This is a genomic window from Streptomyces sp. NPDC001292 (assembly GCF_042896465.1).
Lineage (GTDB): Bacteria > Actinomycetota > Actinomycetes > Streptomycetales > Streptomycetaceae > Streptomyces.
Genome location: NZ_JBIAXG010000085.1, coordinates 1 through 19,363, shown reverse-complemented (window position 1 = coordinate 19,363; position 19,363 = coordinate 1). Strand labels below are relative to the sequence as shown.

16 protein-coding genes and 6 pseudogenes are annotated in these 19,363 nt (G+C 67.9%); 6 read left to right on the top strand and 16 right to left on the bottom strand.

The window, feature by feature from the left end; translation table 11 throughout:
* Positions 1 to 125: 125 nt before the first annotated feature.
* Complete coding sequence (locus ACFY4A_RS41340; RefSeq protein WP_390834466.1) at positions 126 to 1,160, bottom strand: hypothetical protein; 1,035 nt, start codon at positions 1,158 to 1,160, stop codon at positions 126 to 128.
* A 53-nt stretch (positions 1,161 to 1,213) separates the two neighbouring features.
* On the opposite strand from ACFY4A_RS41340, the gene ACFY4A_RS41335 reads away from it, so the two are divergent.
* Complete coding sequence (locus tag ACFY4A_RS41335; RefSeq protein WP_390834465.1) at positions 1,214 to 1,375, top strand: hypothetical protein; 162 nt, start codon at positions 1,214 to 1,216, stop codon at positions 1,373 to 1,375.
* 716 nt (positions 1,376 to 2,091) lie between these two features.
* Here the strand turns inward: ACFY4A_RS41335 and ACFY4A_RS41330 are convergent.
* Positions 2,092 to 2,685: a TetR family transcriptional regulator C-terminal domain-containing protein gene (locus tag ACFY4A_RS41330; RefSeq protein WP_390834464.1), complete on the bottom strand. Its 594-nt coding sequence runs from the start codon at positions 2,683 to 2,685 to the stop codon at positions 2,092 to 2,094.
* On the opposite strand from ACFY4A_RS41330, the pseudogene ACFY4A_RS41325 reads away from it, so the two are divergent.
* From ACFY4A_RS41325 to ACFY4A_RS41315, 3 genes and pseudogenes are all read left to right on the top strand, one after another.
* A pseudogene (locus tag ACFY4A_RS41325) lies at positions 2,669 to 3,289 on the top strand (alcohol dehydrogenase catalytic domain-containing protein); the annotation flags it as partial. The gene ACFY4A_RS41330 and the pseudogene ACFY4A_RS41325 overlap by 17 nt on opposite strands.
* Positions 3,290 to 3,353: 64 nt before the next feature.
* Positions 3,354 to 3,629 (top strand): zinc-binding dehydrogenase, encoded by a 276-nt coding sequence (locus ACFY4A_RS41320; RefSeq protein WP_390834463.1) that lies wholly within the window; start codon positions 3,354 to 3,356, stop codon positions 3,627 to 3,629.
* The gene (locus ACFY4A_RS41315) at positions 3,629 to 3,961 is read left to right on the top strand and encodes a hypothetical protein (protein WP_390834468.1); all 333 of its coding nucleotides are present in this window, start codon (positions 3,629 to 3,631) and stop codon (positions 3,959 to 3,961) included. Before ACFY4A_RS41320 ends, ACFY4A_RS41315 begins: the two co-directional genes overlap by 1 nt.
* On the opposite strand, the gene ACFY4A_RS41310 is transcribed toward ACFY4A_RS41315, so the two are convergent.
* From ACFY4A_RS41310 to ACFY4A_RS41290, 5 genes are all read right to left on the bottom strand, one after another.
* Positions 3,922 to 4,527, bottom strand: coding sequence for a CGNR zinc finger domain-containing protein (locus ACFY4A_RS41310; RefSeq protein WP_390834462.1), 606 nt, complete (start codon positions 4,525 to 4,527; stop codon positions 3,922 to 3,924). The two genes, ACFY4A_RS41315 and ACFY4A_RS41310, sit on opposite strands and share 40 nt — an antisense overlap.
* A 116-nt stretch (positions 4,528 to 4,643) precedes the next feature.
* Positions 4,644 to 5,432: an enoyl-CoA hydratase/isomerase family protein gene (locus ACFY4A_RS41305; protein ID WP_390834461.1), complete on the bottom strand. Its 789-nt coding sequence runs from the start codon at positions 5,430 to 5,432 to the stop codon at positions 4,644 to 4,646.
* Positions 5,433 to 5,451: 19 nt separating this feature from the next.
* The gene (locus ACFY4A_RS41300) at positions 5,452 to 6,345 is read right to left on the bottom strand and encodes an alpha/beta hydrolase (protein ID WP_390834460.1); all 894 of its coding nucleotides are present in this window, start codon (positions 6,343 to 6,345) and stop codon (positions 5,452 to 5,454) included.
* Between the two features lie 77 nt (positions 6,346 to 6,422).
* Entirely contained in the window at positions 6,423 to 7,625 is a 1,203-nt protein-coding gene (locus ACFY4A_RS41295) for an alpha/beta fold hydrolase (protein WP_390834459.1), read from the bottom strand.
* Between the two features lie 11 nt (positions 7,626 to 7,636).
* Positions 7,637 to 8,371, bottom strand: coding sequence for a flavin reductase family protein (locus tag ACFY4A_RS41290; RefSeq protein WP_390834458.1), 735 nt, complete (start codon positions 8,369 to 8,371; stop codon positions 7,637 to 7,639).
* Between the two features lie 313 nt (positions 8,372 to 8,684).
* On the opposite strand from ACFY4A_RS41290, the pseudogene ACFY4A_RS41285 reads away from it, so the two are divergent.
* A pseudogene (locus tag ACFY4A_RS41285) lies at positions 8,685 to 9,593 on the top strand (IS5 family transposase); the annotation flags it as partial.
* Between the two features lie 25 nt (positions 9,594 to 9,618).
* Here ACFY4A_RS41285 and ACFY4A_RS41280 read toward each other — a convergent pair.
* A pseudogene (locus ACFY4A_RS41280) lies at positions 9,619 to 10,148 on the bottom strand (hypothetical protein).
* A gap of 1,191 nt (positions 10,149 to 11,339) precedes the next feature.
* On the opposite strand from ACFY4A_RS41280, the gene ACFY4A_RS41275 reads away from it, so the two are divergent.
* Positions 11,340 to 11,747: a hypothetical protein gene (locus ACFY4A_RS41275; RefSeq protein ID WP_390834457.1), complete on the top strand. Its 408-nt coding sequence runs from the start codon at positions 11,340 to 11,342 to the stop codon at positions 11,745 to 11,747.
* 62 nt (positions 11,748 to 11,809) lie between these two features.
* Here ACFY4A_RS41275 and ACFY4A_RS41270 read toward each other — a convergent pair whose 3' ends face one another.
* From ACFY4A_RS41270 to ACFY4A_RS41235, 8 genes and pseudogenes are all read right to left on the bottom strand, one after another.
* Positions 11,810 to 13,255: an aldehyde dehydrogenase gene (locus tag ACFY4A_RS41270; RefSeq protein WP_390834456.1), complete on the bottom strand. Its 1,446-nt coding sequence runs from the start codon at positions 13,253 to 13,255 to the stop codon at positions 11,810 to 11,812.
* An 82-nt stretch (positions 13,256 to 13,337) separates the two neighbouring features.
* Positions 13,338 to 14,067 (bottom strand): annotated as a pseudogene (locus ACFY4A_RS41265) (alcohol dehydrogenase catalytic domain-containing protein).
* Positions 14,068 to 14,116: 49 nt separating this feature from the next.
* A complete protein-coding gene (locus ACFY4A_RS41260) occupies positions 14,117 to 14,842 on the bottom strand; it encodes a hypothetical protein (protein WP_390834455.1) in 726 nt (241 codons plus the stop codon).
* A 290-nt stretch (positions 14,843 to 15,132) separates the two neighbouring features.
* Positions 15,133 to 15,972, bottom strand: a complete 840-nt coding sequence (locus ACFY4A_RS41255) for an alpha/beta fold hydrolase (protein WP_390834454.1) — start codon at positions 15,970 to 15,972, stop codon at positions 15,133 to 15,135.
* A 67-nt stretch (positions 15,973 to 16,039) separates the two neighbouring features.
* Complete coding sequence (locus tag ACFY4A_RS41250; RefSeq protein ID WP_390834467.1) at positions 16,040 to 16,591, bottom strand: TetR/AcrR family transcriptional regulator; 552 nt, start codon at positions 16,589 to 16,591, stop codon at positions 16,040 to 16,042.
* A 463-nt stretch (positions 16,592 to 17,054) separates the two neighbouring features.
* Positions 17,055 to 17,578, bottom strand: a pseudogene (locus tag ACFY4A_RS41245) (transposase); the annotation flags it as partial.
* 293 nt (positions 17,579 to 17,871) lie between these two features.
* Positions 17,872 to 18,936, bottom strand: coding sequence for a group II intron maturase-specific domain-containing protein (locus ACFY4A_RS41240; RefSeq protein WP_390834453.1), 1,065 nt, complete (start codon positions 18,934 to 18,936; stop codon positions 17,872 to 17,874).
* A gap of 103 nt (positions 18,937 to 19,039) precedes the next feature.
* Positions 19,040 to 19,363, bottom strand: a pseudogene (locus tag ACFY4A_RS41235) (hypothetical protein); the annotation flags it as partial.

Genomic DNA, 19,363 nt, shown 5'->3' with positions numbered 1-19,363 from the left:
CCGGTCGCCCTCGGGAGCAGGCAGCCAGCCTGGTCCAGGGCAGGCCCGTCGCCGGCCGAGGGCCGCGGGGTGGGGCGGAGGTCCCGTAGTAGTCCGAGCGCGCGAGAGGCGTGCACATGTTTCGGCTACGAGCGGCGCCTGCTCGTCACGGCATGTACCGCCGTGGCGAGGGCCAGCGCCGCGAACCCCAGACTTGCCACGCCAAGCACCGCCCAGGAGATCGGCCGCGAGGCGGGCACATGGGCGCCGTGTACCCAGCGGATGACGAAATTGGTGGTCGCGGCGACGGGGAAGGAGTAGATCCAGAAACCGGTGCCGAACGACTGCTGCCGCAGATGGGGCAGCAGGAAGACGAGGATGAGGATGGTGAAGACCACCAGGCCGGCGAAGCCGTGTCCGATGGCGTCGACCGGGCCGGGGTGTGCGGCCATCCAGGCCAGACCGCCCACGGTCGGCGGGATGCCGAACACGGCGAGAGTCGGACGGGCCGGCGCCGGCAGAGCGCTGCCCACCAGGCTGCCGAGAATGACCGCGCCGAAGGCGAGCCAGTACAGCAGTCCGACGGCGAAGGCGCCGTCCGCGACTTCAGGAAGCCCCAGCGTGGTCGCGGCGATGCTGGCGATGAACGGTCCCGACGACACCGGCAGCAGATAGCCCGGGTGGAGCGGGGAGGAGCTGAGCGTTCCGGTGAGCCAGTGGGCCAGCAATCTGGCGGCGATCACCGCGGTGACCACAGCGAACACGGCGTATGCCCCGCGTGCGGCGTCGAGCCCGAACCGGGAGAAGTGTGCGGTGAAGAGCATGCCGACGATGGGGACATAGGCGAGTGCGAAGCCCTGGCCCGGATGGCGCAGATCCTTCAGCAGGTTCGACCAGTGTGCTCCGCCGTGGCGGAAGTACTCCGCCAGAAGAACCAGCCACACCAGCCCGCTGACCACGAACAGCCCGTCACTGACCCAGAGGGGAGCGGACACGACCAACGCTGCGGTCCGCCATGCGCCACCGAGGCCGGCGGTGCCGAGCGAGACGGAGAGCAGTCCGATGCGCGCGGACCGCCGCCCTCGCCGAAGGTCGTCCTCACCTGGGGCGACCGCCTCGTCGGGTGAGGGGCCGACCGGAGGCGTGTCCACCGGCACGGTCCCGTCCGTCAGTGACTTCATGGAAAGCCTCTTCTTCTCCTTGCTACAGGATGGGGGGACATCACCAGTGTAAGGTGACCAGTCGTCTTGAAGAGAGCGCCCCCGGCTCCGCTGCGTTTTCGCGGGTGGTTGTCGTGGTGACGGTGAATCAGGTCCATGCGCGCGCCGCTGTTCAGGCACTATCGCGTGGCGTGATCACTCAGGGCTCCATCGTGCTCGTGATCGGTCGGGATTGATCACGTGAGTCCGAGGGTTACCAGCAGCCGGGTTGTGTCCCGCCCGTGATGGTGCAGGCCCTCGGCGATGTTGTCCCGCCCCGCCAAGCGGAGCGCGCTGTGATGGCCAGATTCGGCAGGGAGGCCATCGCTCGCGGCGCACTGCCGGTCCGCACGCACGGTAACCTCCGAACACCGGCACGGTCGCCCCGGAGAGCGCCCCCCGCTCGAGGCGCGCGAGCGCTCCTCGTGGACCGTGAGCGCGCGATGGGCCATCATCGCGGGGATCCCGATCGCCGCTCCGGTGTCGAAGGAGACATCGTCCGGCAGGGGAAACGGCAAGGTGCTCCGGTACGACGGTGCACTGCTGCGCAGTTCCCGTCGGCTGGCGAGAGGCCTCCTCCCGCAGCTAGACGCGCTGTCCCATCCTCAGCCCTCGCACTCCGGGCCCCACGGCGTCAACCCGTCCGGCGCCGTAACTGTGAGGAACCACGAGCGGAAACGGCGCGGGCCGACCTCCGCCCTGGCGGGACTTCGGCCCCGAGACCACCACCTGGACACGGACCTCGCGCCCCTCAGGCTCGGGCACCTCGCGGTCGACCAGACGCAGCACCTCCGCCGCGGGCCCGGTCCTCTCGTATACAAACGGCTTTCATCATCACACCTCTCGGTCAACGAACCCCGGTGGGGCCAGGATTGGGCATTGTGGCGACGGCCGGCCGGGATCGGAGCGCCGGCTAGGCCGTCTCGCGCGGTCCGGGCACGAGCAGCCTGTCGAAGACATTCGCGAAGAAGGCGTCGAACGGCTTCGCCGAGCGGCTGCTGCGAGCCGCCACGAGAGCCCCTTCCCAAGCGGACAACAGGAACAGTGCGGTCGCATCCGGGTCGAGCGAGGGGTCGACGTCCCCCGATGTCACCGCGTCGCGCAGCGCACCGGCCAGCGCCCCGCTCCACCGGTCGAAGCTCTCCTGGATCTTGCCGCGCAGCACCTCGCTGTGGTCGGCCACCTCGGCACCGAAGTTCCCGAGCAGACAGCCGCGGGTGTACCCGTACTGCTCCTGCTCATCACGCAGGAACTCGAAGTGCCGACGCATCCGCACCAGCGGCTCGACCGACGGGTCGGACAACTCGCCCAGACGCCTGGTCCCCCCGTACAGCTCCAGTATGGTGACAGCCAGCGCCTCCTTGCTCTCGAAGTGGTTGTAGAACGACCCCTTCGGCACACCGGCGGCGTCCGTGATGTCCTTGACGCCGGCCGCGTTGTAGCCGCGCGTGTGGAACCGGTCTGCCGCCGCGTCGACGATCTCTTCGCGCATGCTCCGCCTAGCCATGAGCACCTCCGTGGCCCAATATGAGCAGTCGTCTTACGGTTGTGTCAAGCGTGTGGGGTCACCTGCTCCCTTCAAGACGACCGGTCATCATGCGCAGGTCGGCAGGTATTGCGACCAGGTACGGCCGGCGGCTCGAACCGTCGCCTCCCACGTGCGGCACGGCCGACTTCCCACTCGTCAAGGACTCGAACTCACAGGGATTTCCATGTCTGATTACCGAGCAATCCAGGTCACCGGCTCACGCGCCTTCTCCACGGTCCAACGCGCCAGGGAAACACCGCGGGCCGGCTTCGTGCGGCTGCGGGTCGAGGCCTGCGGCGTGTGCCACTCGGACACGCTGGCCGTCGAGGGGCTGCGAGCCGACCCCTCGGAACCCGTCGTCCCCGGCCACGAGATCGTCGGCGTGATCGAGGAAGTGGGCGAGGGGGTCAGCGCCTGGCAGCTGGGCGAACGCATGGGCGTCGGGTTCCTCGCCGAGCACTGCGGCGAGTGCGAGTCCTGCCGACGCGCGATCTTCGCTTACTGCGAGAACCAGCAGCGGATGGGTACGACGGTGGACGGTGGATACGCCGAGACCGTGATCGCCCGAGCGAACGGTCTTCTCCGCGTCCCGGAGGGACTTTCCCCGTGGAGGCCGCGCCCTGCAGTGCGCCGGACTGACGTCCTTCATGGGGCTGCGGTCCGTCGAGACGGAGCCGGGAGCCCAGATGGCGGTGCAGGGCATCGGCGGGCTTGGTCACCTCGCCCTGCAGTACGCCGCGCGGCTCGGCTACTGCGTGGCCGCCATCGCGCGCGGCCGGGAGAAGGAGGAATTGGCCCGCTCGCTCGGCGCCGACCACTACATCGACAGCGTCGCCGAAGATCCGGCCCAGGCACTGCGGGACCTGGGCGGGGCTGCCGCCATCATCGCCACGGCGGCCAGCGGCCCTTCCATGTCCCCCTGATGGCCGGACTGCGACCGCACGGCCGGCTCGTCGTACTCGGCGCCGACATGGAACCCATCGCCGTACAGACCGGAGACCTCATCTTCGGCGGCCGCACCGTCAACGGCATCCTCACCGGCACCCCGATCGACCTTCGCTTCAGCCTCACCCACGGCATCCGGCCGACGACCGAGGCACGAGAGTGCGTGATGGACGCAGTCGGTGAGTTGAGCGTCTCGCCCGCGAAGTGGCCAGGGACAGGTCGTCCCGGTGCACCGTCCCGGCCCCCGACCTCGGTCCGTCGCCCCGCCGCTCACGCGGGGCTGGAAGCAGCCCGTTTCCGTGCGCGGTAATTGCGGAGGTTGGCAGCGTTGCCGCAGATGCGAACGTCGTGCCAGACCCCACTGTTGTTACGGGAACGGTCGTAGAAGGCTGCCTCGCAGCGATGGTTCCGGCAGACCTTGAGTCGACGCCAGGTGTCCGCACGCTGAGCCTCGAACACCTCGATCAAGGTGAGCGAAGCCACTCGGCGCCAGCCTGTTCCCCGCGGCTCGGCGCGGATGTGACCGTGCTCGTCCAGGTGGAGCGTGACCGGCGAGGCCAGCACCGACGCAGCCGACGTCTGCGGTGCCGCGGTACCTCTGTCCGGGCTCTGCACCAGGAGGCGCAGATCCCGGCGGAGGGTGCGCAGTTCGTCGAGGTCGCCGCGACCCAGACTGACGTCGGGCGCGGGGCGGTTGGTCTCCCCGCTCCAGTTCGCGACGGCGTGCTCGATCCACTCGCTTGCGTCGTCGGCAGTTGTCAGGAGGTCAGGCTGACGAGGTTTTCCTGCCGAGATCGTGTTGAGCAGATCCTGTACGAAGGCCAGCCCGCCGGGTGCGGGTTCCAGGCCGTAGCGGATCGTTGCTGACCAGTTCATAGCGAGTCCACTCCGTCATCGCCGTAATCGACACAAGCGTTTGAGTCTTGCTCCTTACGTCGACGATAACGCGTCCACGGTGGCGCCCCGCTCCGCTTGCTGAGCCGACCGGAGGCCTACCGTCCCTGGAAGTCCAGGACGGGGCGGGGCTTGCCGGCCTTGTAGGCGGCGACGGCGGAGGCGAGTCCCGCCTTGACGTCTTCCGTTCCAAACAAGGGCATGGCGATGTCGAACATCGTCTCGTCCGCGGCGGCGACGCCGCCCACGGCCCAGGCCCGCAGCAGCGCCTTGTGGGCGGCGTAGGCACGGGTCGGTCCCTTGGCGATCTTCTCCGCGAAGGCCGTGGCCTCCTTCAGGAGGAGTTCGTCGGGCACGACCCTGTTCACCACGCCGGCGTCCGCCATCTCCGAGGCAGGCACTCGCCGCGAGGTCAGGGCCCACTCCGAGGCCCTGGCCCGGCCCGCTCGTTCGGCGGCACGGTAGACCCCGCCGAGCAGGGTGACGATACCCAGACTCTGCTCGGGGTGTCCGAAGTGAGCCGACTCACCGGCAATGATCACGTCTGCGCGCAGGGCCAGCTCGAACCCGCCGCCGAAGCACAGTCCCTGGACAGCGGCCACCACCGGCAACGGCAGTCGCTCGAACGCGTTGAACACGCTCATGTAGCGCTCGAAGAGCGCGCGCAGTTCGTCGGTGTCCATGTCCAGCCAGTCGACGATGTCACCGCCGAAACTGAAGTCCGGCCCTTCGGCCCTCAGCAGTACGGCCCGGGCATCGCTTCGGGTGATCGACCTGACCGCTTCGGCCAGTTCGACGGCCATCTGCTCGTCGATGCGGTTCTGCGGGGGATGGTTCAGCACCACGGTCGCCACACCGTCGGTGAGGGAATACGTCAGGTGGTTCACTGCATGCTCCAAGGTCGTGTCAGGACAGGTGGGCTTTGAACCAAGCACGTGCGGCGCTGCTGGACTCGTCGAAGCGGGACAGGTAGGGGTCGAAGTGTCCGCCGGGGACGAGTACCAGCTTCTTGGGCTCCAGCGCGCGTTCGTACGCCTTGAGGGCCAGATCCGTGACGGTGATCGTGTCGTCCGTGGCGACCACCATCAGCAACGGAGTCGGTGAGACCCGGTCGATCCAAGCACCGGGCTCGTACATCCGGGCAGCGCGTGTGGAGCGGACGGTGACCGAGTTCTCCCAGACACCGTCGGGAACCGGCTGCAGGTAGAAGTCGATCGCATCCTTGGCGCGGTAGGAGGCTGCGACTGCCGGATCGTCGCTGACGATGGTCTGGGTGCGTGGTGCTTCCCCGCGGAACTGGGCACGCTCGTCCTCGGCGAAGGCCTCCTCGATGCCCTTGACCGCCTCGGGCGGGATACGGCGCAGCCCCTGCTCATAGCCGCTGATCGTGGGTACCTGGGCGACGACGCAGCGCAGTCGGCGGTCGGTTGCGCCGAGGACGAGAGCATGGCCGCCTGCGTAACTGGTACCCCACAGGCCGATGCGCTCGGCGTCGACTTCGGGGCGGCTTTCCAGGAAGGAAATGGCGCGGCGCCAGTCGGTGATCTGCTGCCAGGGGTCCACGTCCTGCCGCGGGGTCCCGTCGCTGGCTCCGAAGTTCCGGTGGTCGTGGAGCAGGACGACGAAGCCGTCGTCCGCGAAGGCCTTGGCGAAGCGCTCGAGACCGTGCTCCTTCACCCCGGCATAGCCGTGGGCCATGGTGATCGCCGGGTGTGGTCCGGGACCGTCCGGGACGAACAGCCAACCCCGCAGCGTCGCCCCGCCCTCGGCGGTGAATTCGACATCAGTACGTTCTGCCATGGTGTGTGCCTCTCATAACGCTCTTGGGTGCCGGCCGGTCGGTAAATCAGTGGCCCGCGAGAAAGACGCGCAGCCCGCTAGCCGCGGTCTTCCCCGCCGTCGTAGAAGTGGTCCGGGTCGATGTGGCCATGAAGGCGATCCCGCAGTTCGGCGGAGAACGCCAGGACGGCGCCGAGCGGGCGATGGTGAATGGCGGCCCGGATGATCTTTCCGTCCTCGTTCTTGGTCAGGATGGTGACGCCCCTCATGACCTGCCCGCCGAATGCCGTGGCCTCCCACTCCAGGTAGGTTCGCTGATCGCGGACGGCCTCATGGGTGAAGACCAGCGACTCGTAGACGGCGCTCGCCGTCCCCATGACGTGCCTGACCTGCTCGCGCCCCTGAATCGGTTTCCGCAGCGCACTCGCTTCCAGCGCTACGTCCTCGGCAAAGGCATCACCGAATGCGGCCGAGGATTTCTCGTCGAAGGCCTGTGTCCACTCCTGGGGCCGCACCCCCACGGTGTCGCCTGCCGAGGTCAGCGCCTCGGCAAGGAAGACGTCGAGGCGAGCCGCAACAGCCTCGGGCTGCTCGATGTGCGCCCAGTGTCCCGCCCCGTCGATCACTGCGGTCTGTGCGGCGGTGAAGCGCGGCAGGACGCCCTGCGCGACAATCTCGCCCGTGATGAACCCGTCGTCCGCTCCTCTGAGTACCAGTACCGGGCCGGAGAAGGCGGACGGCTCGGCGCCGTCCTCATGGCCGGTGTTCCAGCAGTCGGCAAGAGCACGCACCACTTCGGGCCGCACCCGCCCGCCGACCACGGCAAGCCGGTCCAGATCGGCGCCGGTGAGCCCGGCCGACAGCCGTTGCCGCACGGCACACTGAGCCGGCACGTCACCGCCCAGGGCGCGGAAGGGTTCGATCGCCTCTTCCGGAAGGTGTGTGCCGGCCAGCGGTACCGGGGTCACCAGTGCGAGGCCGCGTACGCGCTCCTGGCGTACCGCACCCACCAGCTCCACAATCGGGGCCGCCATGCTGTGACCGATGAGCACCACCGGCTTGTCCAGGGCGTCCACGATTGCGCCGACCTCGGAGACGAACCGGTCGAGTGTGAAAGGGCCACGTGCTTCGGCGCGCTCCCCGCACCCTGCCAGGTCCAGTTGCACGGTCTCGACGCCGGTGGTGGTCAGCGCTTCGAGCGCGCCGTCCCAGACATACTGATCATCGAGGAAACCGTGGACGAATACCACCGCGTGCTCGCCGGCGCCGCGACGCCGGAACCTGATGTCCGTGTCCGCCAACCGCTCCGTCCTCAACGCGCCTCCTCCGTCTCGGGGTTGGTGGAGGCCCCCGACGGCGACCACTCCGCTGTGTCGATGGGTGACCAGTCCGTCCCATGGCCATCGAGACGGGTCATGCGCCTGTTCTCATACGACTCGAGCACCGCGGCGTCGAGCGGCGTAGTGAAGACGTTGCTGACAAGGGTGTACTCGGCGGCGAGCCGACCGACCGCGGCCAGGGCGGCCGTGTCGATGCGCCCGCGCTCCAGGTACAAATCGTCCCGGATGTGGAAGTGCTCGATCTTTCCCCAGACGACGTTTTCGCCCCCTGAGCCGACAGGGATGATCCGGTCCACCACGCATTCGAAGGAGATCGGCGAGCCCTTGATGCGAGGTGCTCGGATCGTTTTGCACGGCGCCTTTTCCAGCCCCAGGGCTTCGAACTCATCCACTTCCGAATCGAATTCGAAGGCGGACTGGTGCATCTGATGCGCCTGCGGAAGGGAGGCGAGGTTGGTCACGAATTCACCGGTTTCCCGGATATTGACCAGCGTGTCCTTGAGGGTCACGCCGTCCGACCGCGGTTGCAGGGTGATGGACACCATGGGCGGCTTCCGCCCCACCGCGGTGAAGAAGGAAACGGGAGCGACATTGCCCACGCCTTCCCGGGAAGCGGTGCTCACCCAGGCGATAGCGCGAGGCACGATGCTCCCGATCAGCAATTTGTACGCAGCGGTGGCATCAAGGTCATGCGCGTCAATGATCATCCGCATCCTCCACGACAGTGTGTGTACGCCGATAACCCTCAACTCGACGTCATCATCATGTAATAACCATACAGCGAACACCTATGTCTATCAACCTTGAGGAGCAGGCTCGGTTCATCCAGGGGCCGCCTCCGTCGACCTCCAGCTCGCCACGTCTTTCCGCACCGTTGTCCCAACGACGCGAACCGCCCGCGTGACCGCCCTTTACCGCCGCGCCCCAGCACCGCTGCGATCAGAAGCTGTTGTCTTTTCGATCTTGAGCGGTGGTGGTCGAACGCGGTTCCCGGTTGGGTGATCCTGCCGGGGTGAGGGCATGAAGGCGGGGCCTCCTGAACAGCTCGTGGGTGTCGAATCCATAGAGCAACAGGAGGCCCCGGTGCTGCAGTCTTCCGTGTCGATGGGCGGGCAGTCCAACTCCGCTGCTCCATCGTGTGATTGCCTCGCGCACATGTACGGCAACGCGGCCGACGGGCCCGAGCGGCAGCGCCGGTACCCGACCGACATGACGGATGCGGAGTGGGCCCAGGTCCGGCCGCTGCTGCCGGTGCCCGCCTGGCTGGGCGGACAGGGTGGCCGGCCCGAGGGCTACTGCCACCGAGCGATGCTCGATGCGGTCCGCTACCTCGTCGACAATGGCATCAAGTGGCGGGCGCCCGCCGACTTCCCGCCGTGGGACCGGGTCTACGCATTCTTCCGCCGCTGGCGCGAGAACGGCCTGGTCCAGGAGTTCCACGACCGGCTACGCGCGAAGGTCCGCGAGAAGTTGGGCCGGGATCCGGAGCCGACGGCCGGGGTGATCGACTCCCAGTCCATCAAGGCGGACGCCGTCGTCGGCGCCGACAGCCGCGGCTTCGACGGCGGCAAACTGGTCAACGGCCGCAAGCGGCACGTCGTGGTCGACACCCTCGGCCTCCTGCTGGGCGTGATGGTCACCGCCGCGGATGTCGGCGACCGCACCGCCGCCCAGGCCCTGCTGACGCAGGTGGCCGACGCCCACCACCGCCTCAACCTCATCTGGGCCGACGGCGGCTACACCGGCAGCCTCGTCGAGCACTGCCTGGCCACGTTCGCCCTGGTCCTGGCCATCGTCAAACGCAGCGACGACATGCGCGGCTTCGTGGTCCTGCCCAAGCGGTGGATCGTCGAGCGCCTCTTCGCCCACCTGATGCAAAGTCGCCGCTTGGTACGCGACTTCGAACGCCGCACCAGCAGCGCCGAGGCGATGGTCTACTGGTCGATGACCCTGCTCATGACCCGCCGCCTGGCCCGGCCACCGCGGGCGAGCGTGAACCGTCCCGGCGTCGGCTCGGCCAGCCAGCCGCGGGCCACCAGGCGTTTCGCTTTCGACCGCAGCGCCTCCACACGCGCCGGCACCACCTCCATCCCGAACGTGGCGGCCATCTCCTGGCAGGTCATCGGCCCCTGCCCAAGCCGGGCCCGGTCCGCGAGCGCGTTGAGGATGCGCTGGTAGTCCACCGACAGCGCCGACCACGCCAGTCCCTCGCGCCACACCGGCACCTGCGACTTCGGCTTCGCCGAATCCCCAGGCGCCGACTGCGCGTCCGCATCCGGCGATTCAGCGACGGCCTTTCCCTCTGCAGTGCCGCTGCCCTCCGAAGCCAGCACGGTATCGACCCGCCTGCGGGCGATCACCCACTCCTGCCATTCCAGCTCGGCCGCGGCCAGCTCGGCCTGGATACGGTCAGCTTCCTCACGCAGCCCGTCCACGGCGAGCAGCGAGCTCGTGCTCTTCCAGCAGTCCGACGACCGACGGCATCCGCAACCTCCCCAAGCAGTGACCACCCCACAGGCCACCACTCCCACGGAAGCACCGCTCCTATCCCCGACCAGCAGAAACGCAGCGATCACGCCCGGAAAGACAACAGCTTCTCAGCTCAACGTGTGGATGCGGGCCACTCCTCGCCCTCGTAATCGGGCGTTGCGAAGTCGCCCGACGGCACCCGCAACCCCGACAGGGGTCGGCGTCTGTCATGGCGAAGTGATGTGCGGCGCTCGCTCAGCGAGGAGCGGCGCATCCGAACAGCTCGACGGTGGCAGCCTCGGGCGCCGCGCCTGCCCTCTCAGCGGGACCACGCGTCGCACGGCTCCGCAGTCGGTGCCGGCCAGGACACTGCGGACACCTGGGCGAGCAAGTCAGGGAAGAAGAACCATGAGAAGAGATCCCCGTGCGACCCTGGTCGCGCTGCTGTGCACCGGCGTGCTGGCGGCATGCTCCCCCGGGCCCGATGCGGCCCGCGCGCCGAGCCCCGCCCACACGTCGGCGGCCGCCAAGCCACCGACCGACGGATTGCCGACACAGAACCGAGCCACACCGCGCCACCCGGCCGACGTCGCCGTGGGGTCCGCCGAGCGCGGCCCGGGTCGGTCCGAGGGTGAGGACGCGGTCCCCGCTGTGGCTTCGCCCCTCGGACAACATGAGCAGCAGCCGCGTCCAGTGGCGAAGCCTGCCGGAGTCCGTAGGGGCAGCCGGGAGTGGAGCACCCGGCCAGGCAACCGCGTTCATCGCTGCCTTGCCCTCTGCTTCGAGCCTGCACACTTGCCGCGTCCACGGCGGCCCTCTGCCTGCCGCAGTCCCTGGCGGGGAGCCCTGTGTCAGCCGCGACTTCCTACTCTCCGGCACAGGGACCGCGGGACGTCGCCACCGTCACCTACAACTGGGCGACCAGGCCCATCGGCTGCAGGAAACAGGGGAACCGGTCGAGATCGCCGCGACCGTGCCGCCGATCGCCACAAGGCCCAGTGGCCCGCCGGCGTCAAGGTCAGGGCGGTCATGGCACTGCACCCGCCTACAACGTCCTGACCGAGGACATGACCGCGTACGAGATCACGAGCACGCCCTTGGCCGTGATCCGCGGAACCTGCCTGCGACGGTCAGGTCGGCCGTGAAGCTCTCTCCTTCGCCGCCGACGCGACCGCCAAGAACTCCGCCGGGTTCCACCAGATCGAGATGCACAGTGCGAATCACAACTACTTCAACACACAGTGGTCGCCGGACAGCGGACAGGTCGCCGCCGGCGACGACGCCCACCCCGGTCAGTGCACCACACCCGGTGACTCCACCTACGAGACCCAACTGACCGAAGCCGGCCAACGTCGGCTCGGCGCGGCCTACATCGACGCCTTCTTCCGGCGGTACCTCACCGACGACAAACGCTTCGAGGCGATACTGGGCGGCAAACGGCACTCGCTGGCGCACATCGCCCCCGTCGACGTAACAGCAACTCTCGCTGACTCCGCGCGGTTCCTCCTCCCCCACACAAGCCGGGGCAGGAGGAACCACGCCACGCTGAGGCGGCTCAACGAGAGACTCCTGCTCGATGAACGCCGGATCGGCGACGAAGGAGGCTCTCCGTGACACTCGGCCGCCCGCATGCGGATACCCTCGCGAATGGGCGGCCGATCCTGCGTTGTCGGCTGTTACGCGGGGGGCAGGTAGATCGCCTTCGGTTCCGTGTATTCCAGGAGGGCTTCGGGGCCCAGCTCGCGGCCCATCCCGCTGCCCTTGACGCCGCCGTAGGGAGCTCCGACGTCGATCTGGTAGCCGTTGATCCCGATGGTTCCGGTTTCGATCTGCCGTGCGACGCCGAGTGCGCGGTCGTGGTCACTGCTCCATACCGAGCCGCCGAGACCGTATACGGATTCGTTGGCCAGCCTGATGGCATCGGCGTCATCCTCGTAGCGCACGATCGCCAGCACCGGACCGAAGATTTCTTCCTGAGCGATCGTGGTGCTGTTGTCCACATCGGCGAAGATGGTGGGCGCGACGAAATGGCCACCCTCGAGCCCGTCGAGTCCCAAGGGCCGCTTTCCACCGGTCGTCAGGCGGGCTCCGTCGCTGATGCCCTTGGCGATGTAGGACTCGACTTGCTCCTGCTGCCGGGCGCTGACCATGGGACCGATCTGGGTCGCGGGGTCGAGCGAGTCGCCGATGCGAGCCGATTCGGCGAGTGCGGTGTAAAAGTCGACGACTTCGTCGTACCTGCTGGCCGGGGCGAGGATTCGGGTGCCGGCGAAGCAGGTCTGCCCGTTGTTGAGCAGACTCGCCCCGAACATGGCAGCCGTGTTCGCCTCGAGGTCTGCGTCATCGAGAATGACGGCGGCGGACTTTCCGCCCAGTTCGAGGGTGACGCGGCGCAGCAGCTTCCCGGCATTGGCGGCGATGTCCTGGCCGACCGGAGTGGATCCGGTGAACGAGATCTGGTCCACTCCGGGGTGGGAGACCAGGTAGGAGCCGATCCCGCGGCCGGCGGGAATGATGTTGAGTACGCCGGGCGGAAGGTCGGCCTCGATGACGGCGTCGGCGAGGACACCGGCGTCCAGGACTGCGTCCGACGAGGGCTTCATGACCACGGTGCAGCCCGCCGCGAGTGCGGGCGCGAGCTTGAAGAACGCCAGGACCTCAGGAAAGTTCCACGGTGTGATCGCGGCGACCACCCCGAGGGGCTTGCGGGTGACGAGCGTCTCGCCGCGCCGGTCGTCCGACGGCGTCTGCATGATCACCGACGCGTAGTACCGCAGGAGCTTCTCGGGGACGGAGCCCTCGAACGTCTTCGCAGTGTTGATCGGCATGCCCACCTGGGCGGAGACGAGCTCGGCGGTACGGTCCGACCGCGCCGCGAGAGTGTCGGCCAGCCGCAGCATCGCCGCGGCCCGGTCCGCCGGCGCCCAGTGTGCCCAACCCGCCGGGTCGTCGAACGCACGCCTGGCCGCTGTCACAGCCGCGTCGGTGTCCTGCCTCGACGCGGCCGGGACACTGCCAATCAGCCGGCCGGTGTTGGCCGAGGTCACCTCGATACGGTCCGCGGTTGTCGGGGCCTGCCACGAGCCGTCGATGAGGAATTTGTCGTACTCAGCTATGTCCATCGGGCTGATCTCCTTGTCGATGTGTGGTGTCACGTAATGTGCGGGGTGAATATTTCCGCCTGAACCCACTGGATTCCGCCGGTCAGCGACCGACCTCGAGCACCATCCGGAAGCGCGCGTCGCCGGACAGCATCCGCGCGTACGCGTTTCCGGCCTGTTCCAGGGGAACGGTCTCGATCATCGGGTGGATGTCATGTGCGTGGGCGAAGTCGACGTTGTCCTCGTTGTCGTGAGGCGTGCCGGTCAACGAGCCGACGTACTGGATCCCGAGATGTCCCAGACCGCCAATGCCCTGGACGGCGACGAGGTCGCCCCTACGCGCGGCCGAGGTCACCAGCGCGTGATGCGCCGTCAGGCCCGCACACAGCGGGGCCAGCTCGGCCGCCGGTGTGTCGTCCGGCACCGCGATGAGACCCGACGTCCGGGCCGTGATGTACTCCGCGTACCCACCCTGCTGGCTGTCGCCCAGTACCGGCTGATCGGTGCAGTGCACGAAGTCCCCGCGACGGCACATCTCGCACTCGCCACAGTGCCCGCCCAGGTAGCCCAGACCGACCCGCTGCCCGACGCGCCAACCGGAAACGCCGTCACCGACAGCCTCGATCCGGCCGATGACCTCATGCCCGGGCACTACGTGTATGCCGGGCGGCCGAACTGCCGGTCATGTTCATGATACCCGCCACGTCGCTGTGGCAGACCCCGCACGCCTCGACAGCGATCCGGGCCTGTCCTGCCCCCGGCTGCTCGAGTTCTCGCTCGACGAGGGTGAATTCACCGTCAGCGGTCGCTTCGACAGCGCGATAACTGCTCATGACGTCCTCTTGTCCTTGTCCGTGGCTTGTCGGGCTGGCGTGCATCGCTTCACGAGACCGTGATGTCGGTGAGATCGATGGAGATGATCACGGGTTCGGCGACCCTCTGGTTGTGCTCGTCGGTGAGGTGCACCGAGCGCCTGGTCGGGAAGACGAGTCCGCCGAACGTCTGGTGCTCCCACATGTAGTGCGCCGAGTCGCGGTCGGCGGCACCGAGCACGTCGGGGCGGTAGTCGTGACGCCGGATGAGGCCCTCGGCGTCGATGTAGTAGGTCTGCACCCGGTTGTGGGTGGCGACGTGGTCGGGGAAGGTCACCTGCAGGCGCCGCCAGGTCTCGCCGTTCTCCTCCCAGGGCTCGATCTCCGTGGTGGTGAAGCCCGGCTCGGCGAAGACGAAGGGCTCGGTCAGGTAGGTCCACATGGCATACCCGGCGAAGTACGCGGCGTGTAGACGGTCCCACGGCGTCTCGAGCGTGTGCCCGGCGAAGGACTTCCGCGGCTGGGCGCGCTCCTGCGTCACCTGACTGTCGAGAGTCTCGGTCGAGACACGGTCAGGGGTGTACACCGCGCGCAGCCCGGGCTCCGCGAAGGGCGCGAGGGCAGCCGACTGCCGGTGCAGGTCCAGGGAGATGGTGTACCGGTCGAGCACCCCGGGCTGGCCCTTGAGGCCCCACAGCGCGCCGCCGGCCCGCACCTCGGCCGTGAGCCGAGTAGCGGAGCGCCAGCGGTCCAGGCCGCCATGGGCGGCGATGACGGTATCGAGAAGGTCGGACACGATGGGTTACTCCTTAGTCTTCCTGAAAATGACCGGTCGTCTTATGGAAGGAACGGATTGACTCCAACGCAAGAGAAGACCCTCGCCGAGACTCCGTTGGCCGCGACGACCGGATCCTCGTCCGCCGCCGATATTTCGCTTCACGACGCGGGCCGCACATCGGTCACCCGACCAGGCTCGCGACCGCGGGCTCGAAAGCGGGCATTCGACCGAGGCCCGGGACGGGGAGCGCTCCTAGCGTCGGGGTCATGCGGCGCAGCCGAGCGTCAGCAGTGCTCAAGAAGGCTCGCTCATGCGGCGAGGAAGGCTTCGACGTCGGCGGCGAACTCCTTGTGGTGCTGGAAGAGAAAGCCGTGTGCGGCGTCAGGGTAGATCTTGATCTGTGCGTCCGGTAGCAGGCCGGCCAGCAGGTGGGAGTAGCGCGGAAGGATCATGGGGTCGCTGTCGCCGTTGGCCACGAACACCGGCTGTGTGATCCCTTGTAGCCGCTGGAGCTTGGCGTGGTCCGGGATGCCCCACTGGGTCACCGCGTCGTACTGGGCCTGCCGGGTCTGCCAACTCGTGGGCTCGTCGTGACCCTCGGTCCGTGCCCCGAAGATGCGGTCAGCGGCGGCCTGGCCTGCGGCCAATCCCGTTGGGGTGCTGGGGAAGAAGACGCTCAGATAACCCGTCGGTGACGGTTCGCGCCCGCCGACCGCCCCGATGACGTGCGGGTGCCAGCCGTGCATGCCGGCGGCGCCTCGCGGCGCAGCAGAGGCCAGCACGACCCGATTGACCAGGTCGGGCCGGTGTAGGGCGATCTCCTGGGCGACGAAGCTGCCCAGCGAGAAGCCGAGCAGGTCGACCCGGTCCAGGCCCAGGGCGTCGAGGAACTCGATGGCATCGTCCGCCATCGCTGGGACGGTGTTCGGGGTGCGCCCGGTGCTGGCGCCGACGCCGGTGTTGTCGAACGCGATCACGCGGCGCCCCTGCGCCAGCTCGTCGACGAGCGCCGGGTCCCAGTTGTCCAGGTTTCCGCGGAAGTGCTGCAGCAGCACCAAAGGCGCGCCTGAGCCGACAGTTCGGTACGCGTAGTCCACCCCGTTGGCGGCACTGACCTTGAGCGTCTGAGTCATTGAGTAACTGGTCATGAGATTAGATTATGAATGACATCTAATCTTGTCAAGGGATTGCCACCGAGGGTAGGGTCATGAAGCGTCAGAGAGCCTCGCGTGCAGCGTCGAGAATGTCGTCGGACAGTGGCGAGCCGTGGGTCGCGCGAGCGAGCAGAAGGGCCCCGACCATGGTCGACAGGCGGACCAGGCCGTCATCTCCCTTCTCGACGGCAAGCCAATCGGCAAAGTCGCGCACCCCATCGACGTAGGCCCGGCGTGCCACGGAGCCGTCCTGGTCGCGGGCCATGTCGACGGCCAGCCCGGCGGACGGACAGCCGTCGGCGGCACCGTCGCGATGCTCTGCCGACAGGTACCAGTCGATCAGGCCTCTGCGAGCGGCTTCGCGCTGCCCGTCATGAGCCTCGTCCTGCCTCGCGCGGAGCCCTTCCTGCTCAGCGAACGCCAATGCCGTGGCCTCGCCGACCAGCGCCTCCTTGGAGGCGAACTGCTTGTAGAACCCCCCATGGGTCAGACCGACCGCCTTCATCACATCGGCGACGCTGACGTCGGTCCCCCTTTCCCGGAACAACCGGGCAGCGGTGGCCACCACCCGGGCCCGGTTCTCCTGTGCCTGCGCCTGCGACACGCGCCCCATCGCACTACGTCCGTTCAGATAGATGACGATTGTCACCTATTATAATCCGCAGGCCGACTGTCTGTGCCCTGCGCGACCATGACGACGGACCCCGCCCCGAACAACGAACGGCGGTGCGACAGATGGGACGGCCACCATGGCCCAGTCGGCCACAGCTGGGGCGCCCGCATAAACGCGATCATCGACATGGGGCACTGTCCAGCCGCCTGCTTATGGCCCGGCATGCGCGCAGCCCGCCCGGCTCCTGGTCGAGAAGCCTGAGGACGGCCCCACGCCCGAGAACGTCACCGTGCTGCACGAGCTCGTCGCGAAGGACGCGGACGAACTGGGCGGCTTCGGCTGGGGCTACAACGGCGGCGGCACCAGCCGGGCCGCCGCGGCGATCCTCGCCGACGCCCTCGACCTGGGCGACCTGGACGAGCGCGGGATGTCCACGGTCGCCTATCCCCAGGACGACGCCCTACTTCGTCGCCGGGGCGAGATCGGCGTAGGAGGCCAGGTGGCGGCGGTGGGGAAGCTGGTGCCGTCGCCGACGGTGACCAGCAAGGTGGCGGTGGTCCTGACCGCGACCCCCGGAATCGAGGTCAGGGCCTTCGAAAGAGGGTGAGCCTCCAGCAGGGCTCGATCTGGGTCTCCAAGGCCCGGCGCTGTTCGTGAACGGCGGCGAGCGAGCGGGCCAGGGACGGGATCACGATGTCGAGCGTGCCGGTGCCCGGGACTACGACGGTCTGTTCGTCGGGCGCGTCGAAGACCTCGTCGACGAGCCGCTGTGCCATGCGCGGAAGATGGAGGCGGGCTGGTCCACGATCACCAGGACGGTTCCGAACTTCGCCGCCAGTTTGTCGAAGACGGCCCGCAGCTTCGGCTCGCTATTGGGTAGCTGCTTCTCCAAGACCTTCTTGCGGGCCGGCGTCAGCCCGTGGCCGTGGTGGGCGCTCTTGCCGACGTCCAGGCCGAGAAAACGCCTACGTCGTCGATGTCGTACAACCCATCCTTCCGAACGGGGTTGGTGCGGTGCCGGCCAGGACGTTGGTGCCGTACGCGCGCGCCCACGTTATGCAGACCTGCCTGCCGTCCTCAAGCGGCCTGGCGTTGCGCCAGGCCAGGCGGTGGCCGGACCTCTCATCAGCGTCTCGGACGGCACCCCTCGGGCCCGGGTTGAGTCGGCCTGGGGCGAGGTGCCGGGATTGCTCCCGGTCCGTCTCCCCAGGCCGCTCGCCGAACCCGCCGTGCGCCTCACGACGCAACGGGCTCTCCACGGTCTCTGCCGTTCTGTGTGGTTATGCAGGGACCCAGGGATTGGGGATCTTGTTGCCCCGGTAGCGGTAGCGGGTAACCGGCACTGCTGCCATATCGAACAACTCGGCCCCGTCCACCGAGATCGGCTTCCAGCTCCCATCGGGAGTCCTCAGCCATCGGCGGACGTCCTTCCACCTCCAGCGATGCAGGGTCTGCATCCACTTGACCACCCGCCACCAGACGAAATTCGCCAGGTTGCTCAAGGTGTGTTTGCAGACTGCATGCCTGAAGTAGTTGGCCCAGCCGTGCATGATCAGATTGAGTCTGGCCAGCACCGCCTTGGGATTCTGCTGAGACTTCCTGCGTGTCAGGGCACGGATCCTGTCCTTCAGCGACCGGATGGGCCGGTCCGCGATGAACGTGTAGACGTACCACTTGTCCGTTCCTCGCTTGCGTTTCCACTGGATGCGGAACCCAAGGAAGTCGAACGCCTCACTCATGTGCACGATCCGGGTCTTGGCTGGTGACAGCCGCAGCCCGAGTGGTTCGAGCACTTCAGTGACCTCGTGCTGCAGGTCCTCGACGTCGGCGCGGGAGCCATGCACGAGCACCACAAGATCGTCCGCGTAGCGGGAGATCTTCCAGTTCGGCAGGCCCTTCGCCCGACGCCGGACGCGTCGGGCAGCGGTTCCCATCGTCCCGCCGTCCTTCCATGGCTCCTGCAGGCGCTCATCGAGCGCCGACACCTGGTGGCCGACTTCATGCGCACGGAGGTCGTCCCGCTTCGAGTAGAGGTTTCCGTCCGGTCCGATGAACTGTCCCGCGTCGTCGATCAGCTCGGTCAGCGCATCGACATCGGAGTTGAGCTGGGCGGCTTGGAGGCGCCTTTCGGCTGCACGGAGGCTTTCGGTGTGATCGTCTTTCGGCATCTCCCACTGTTGCGGCAGGCCGCCGACACCGCCCTGCGTTCTGCTCTGGGCAGATTCGTTCAGAACAGAGCTCAGGTGAACCCGGTCATCCGGCCGAGGACCGTTTCGAGAGCCATCCGTCACGACGGCCACATCGGCCGCTCCCGGGTGTGACGCCGAGGGCTTGATGACCTGCAAGCCCTGAGCTCATCCGTCCTCCACCACTCGAACAGCAAAGCGGGACCTTGCTACGTGAAGCGGTGACTTCGGCCGGGTGGCACCGATCGCTGACGTGCGTTCGTTATGCCAGCGGCGCCTTGCCGGTGCGCTGGTCGACTCGTCCGCAACAGCCAGGTGGTGCTTCGTCAGCTCCGTCGATCCGGTGCGACGGGGGCAGGAACGCGCCGAGCACCGTGCGGATGCCCAGCTTGGGGTCGAAATCGGGCTCTGGCATGGCGACCTGATGGAAGATCAGGCCATCGAGGTAGTCGAAGAGGATCCTGCAGTGCTCGCGCGGTGCGGGCGACCCCAGGTCCGCCAGCCACTTCGAGGTCAGTTCGATCAGCGACTCGCGCGCCCGGCTCAGCGGCTCGCGCACCGCGGGGCGGACGATGCCCTCGAGCGC

What these genes read in the sequence shown, in the direction of transcription:
- ACFY4A_RS41340 (WP_390834466.1), bottom strand. Translation starts at nt 1,160, where the DNA reads ATGAAGTCACTGACGGACGGGACCGTGCCGGTGGACACGCCTCCGGTC.
- ACFY4A_RS41330 (WP_390834464.1), bottom strand. Translation starts at nt 2,685, where the DNA reads ATGGCTAGGCGGAGCATGCGCGAAGAGATCGTCGACGCGGCGGCAGAC.
- ACFY4A_RS41320 (WP_390834463.1), top strand. Translation starts at nt 3,354, where the DNA reads ATGGGGCTGCGGTCCGTCGAGACGGAGCCGGGAGCCCAGATGGCGGTG.
- ACFY4A_RS41315 (WP_390834468.1), top strand. Translation starts at nt 3,629, where the DNA reads ATGGCCGGACTGCGACCGCACGGCCGGCTCGTCGTACTCGGCGCCGAC.
- ACFY4A_RS41310 (WP_390834462.1), bottom strand. Translation starts at nt 4,527, where the DNA reads ATGAACTGGTCAGCAACGATCCGCTACGGCCTGGAACCCGCACCCGGC.
- ACFY4A_RS41300 (WP_390834460.1), bottom strand. Translation starts at nt 6,345, where the DNA reads ATGGCAGAACGTACTGATGTCGAATTCACCGCCGAGGGCGGGGCGACG.
- ACFY4A_RS41290 (WP_390834458.1), bottom strand. Translation starts at nt 8,371, where the DNA reads ATGATCATTGACGCGCATGACCTTGATGCCACCGCTGCGTACAAATTG.
- ACFY4A_RS41275 (WP_390834457.1), top strand. Translation starts at nt 11,340, where the DNA reads ATGCACAGTGCGAATCACAACTACTTCAACACACAGTGGTCGCCGGAC.
- ACFY4A_RS41270 (WP_390834456.1), bottom strand. Translation starts at nt 13,255, where the DNA reads ATGGACATAGCTGAGTACGACAAATTCCTCATCGACGGCTCGTGGCAG.
- ACFY4A_RS41255 (WP_390834454.1), bottom strand. Translation starts at nt 15,972, where the DNA reads ATGACCAGTTACTCAATGACTCAGACGCTCAAGGTCAGTGCCGCCAAC.
- ACFY4A_RS41250 (WP_390834467.1), bottom strand. Translation starts at nt 16,591, where the DNA reads ATGGGGCGCGTGTCGCAGGCGCAGGCACAGGAGAACCGGGCCCGGGTG.